The 2,140-nt window shown below is 51.1% G+C and carries 4 protein-coding genes; all 4 read right to left on the reverse strand.

Going from position 1 to position 2,140, the window contains the following annotated elements:
- Positions 1–8: 8 nt before the first annotated feature.
- Positions 9–695: an AlkZ-related protein gene (locus H8711_RS13545; RefSeq protein ID WP_249283870.1), complete on the reverse strand. Its 687-nt coding sequence runs from the start codon at positions 693–695 to the stop codon at positions 9–11.
- A complete protein-coding gene (locus tag H8711_RS13550) occupies positions 695–1,000 on the reverse strand; it encodes a carboxylate--amine ligase (RefSeq protein ID WP_249283871.1) in 306 nt (101 codons plus the stop codon). Before H8711_RS13550 ends, H8711_RS13545 begins: the two co-directional genes overlap by 1 nt.
- Positions 1,001–1,033: 33 nt before the next feature.
- Positions 1,034–1,858 (reverse strand): hypothetical protein, encoded by an 825-nt coding sequence (locus H8711_RS13555; RefSeq protein ID WP_249283872.1) that lies wholly within the window; start codon positions 1,856–1,858, stop codon positions 1,034–1,036.
- A gap of 24 nt (positions 1,859–1,882) precedes the next feature.
- On the reverse strand, positions 1,883–2,140 hold a 258-nt coding region (locus tag H8711_RS13560; protein WP_249283846.1), incomplete at its 5' end, for a M78 family metallopeptidase domain-containing protein.

Raw genomic sequence — 2,140 nt, forward strand, 5'->3', positions numbered from 1 at the left:
CCATTGCGTTACCCCTTTATGATTTTCTCAAGCTGCATTTCGGTCGCGTTAGGCAGACGTGATTGCAGATGTTTTAGAATGCGCTCTTTGGATTCCTGCGGGTCTCGCTGATAGGCGGAGGTAATAAAGTCGTACCCGAAAAGCTCTTCCGGCGTCGCATACTCCGCGACACCCCAGCCATATGGTCTTCCGTACTTGTCCTGCATATAGACGAAATCCGCAATGCAGACATAGCTCTGCATTTGCAGTCTCGTGATACACGTCTCAAAGCCGGTGTTGCCGCCCTTGCGGTAGTTCAGAGCCTCTTTCAGCCGTTTGGAAAGCATCCTGCCTTCACCGGCTATGGCTTCATAAAGCTCCTTGTCCTTGTAGGACGCCAAGCCGTCATCCCAACGGGCGTCAAAGTCATAGCCGTCACGCCGGAAGTTTGCGAAGTCCGGTATCCACTCCCGGCTCACAAAGCCAGCCTTCTTGTTGAAAAGTTTGCCGTAGAGACATTTGCCGCTCCGCGCAGCCGGACCCTTCCATTCCCACGGACCGTCCACATCATCCGCAAACCAAAACTCAGGTGGGCAAAGTTCCTCGATGGAGAAGCCGTGAAGCTCATTCCGAAAGAAGGGCAGAAAGCCGTATTGCTCAACAGCGGCAATCAAGTCATCGGCACTATGCAGTTGTCCGACATCTCGCTCTGACATTACTCTGCCTCTTCAATCACGCCATAATCAATCAGGATATTTTTCTCCGCATACTGCGGGTAAACAATACCCATCATTTCATACTGATAACGTCTCACGCGGCGATGCTCCTGAACCGGCTCCGGTGCATACGCAGCGGTTTCACAGTGCGCATATTCCGGCATTTCTGCAAGATCATCCCGAACGGCACGGATAAGCGCGTCTGCCACATCATCAATGTTCTTGCCGGTCTCCACGGCAACCAGTTCGTGCTTCCGAACTGCCTTGTCCAGATCACCGGGGGAGCGAAACAGCTTGTATTTCATATCGTTGCCCGTCCTTTCTCTCTTTCGGTCTGCCTATTCTTCCTGAAATCTGTTCTTTAGGGACGCAATCATCGCTTGTGCGGCAATGCTCAGATACAAAACTCCAATTTCATAGATAAAGTCGCGGTCAATCACGATAAAGTATTCTCTAACGTGTGTAAAAACCAGTTCCAGCAAGTCCCTGTACAGTGGATCATCAAAGGGCTTGAACCGCGTAAACTTGCTTTTGGCAGCGTCCCATGTCATAGACGCTTCGCCCTCAGCACTGGTCATTGCCTCACAGAGAATCATGCTGACGCCCATTTTTCCGTTGCCGGTCAGGAGTTCTCCTTCGTAATAGCTGAGTAGGTCTTTCTTGCGTCGAAGCGGAACTACATCGCAGTTGTCATCCAGCTCAAATGCAATCAGCTCCGCAATCAGTTCCCGCCAGACCGCATAACCGGCGTTAATGCTTCCGTCCTCTTCGCGGCTGATGGTATCGTCCATGCAGTATCGCTCAAAGAAATTATCTCCGTCAATCTCGTTGCGGGTGCAGAAGATATGCGCCAGCTCATGCAGAAGAATGTGCTTCAACTCTGCCGGATGACGCGCTATGTCTGTGCGCAGAAGGATTCCGTCCGCGCCGTCTCCTGTGCCGACGAATGCAGAGGCGTGAAAGTCAAAATAGCCGTCCTCTGTATATCGGTCTTCCAGCCGGTCAGGGAAATACTGCTTGCAGAACTGCTCAAAGACTTCCTGCTTGTTTTCCGTCTGAAAGCAGCGCAGTACAAGGTTTTCCTCACTGAACTCTGCCCCCAAGCGTTCGTTAAAGATGGAAGCGGCATAGAAAAGGGCTTCTTTATAGTCGTCGTTGTTCATCTAATTACTATCCTTCATCCTCATTCACCCCTCCGGTCTGACATTTTTCAGGAAGTCAGAGTGCGGTACATAAGGCAAGTTGAGCTGCCAGCCCATGCGGTTCAGTTCGTTGAGCTTGATCAGCATCAGGTTGATGTTTGTTCCCATTGCAGCCGAGAGCTGCACCACATCGTAGTCCTGCTTCATCAGGTCAATCAGCTCATCATCGTCAATGATCAGGTGTGAGGCAAACGCATTCGCCTCATATTCGTGTTTTGTGCGCATATCGAACAGCACGAACTC

The organism is Ligaoa zhengdingensis (genome assembly GCF_014384885.1).
Classification (GTDB): domain Bacteria; phylum Bacillota; class Clostridia; order Oscillospirales; family Ruminococcaceae; genus Ligaoa; species Ligaoa zhengdingensis.

What these genes read in the sequence shown, in the direction of transcription:
- H8711_RS13545 (WP_249283870.1), bottom strand. Translation starts at nt 695, where the DNA reads ATGTCAGAGCGAGATGTCGGACAACTGCATAGTGCCGATGACTTGATT.
- H8711_RS13550 (WP_249283871.1), bottom strand. Translation starts at nt 1,000, where the DNA reads ATGAAATACAAGCTGTTTCGCTCCCCCGGTGATCTGGACAAGGCAGTT.
- H8711_RS13555 (WP_249283872.1), bottom strand. Translation starts at nt 1,858, where the DNA reads ATGAACAACGACGACTATAAAGAAGCCCTTTTCTATGCCGCTTCCATC.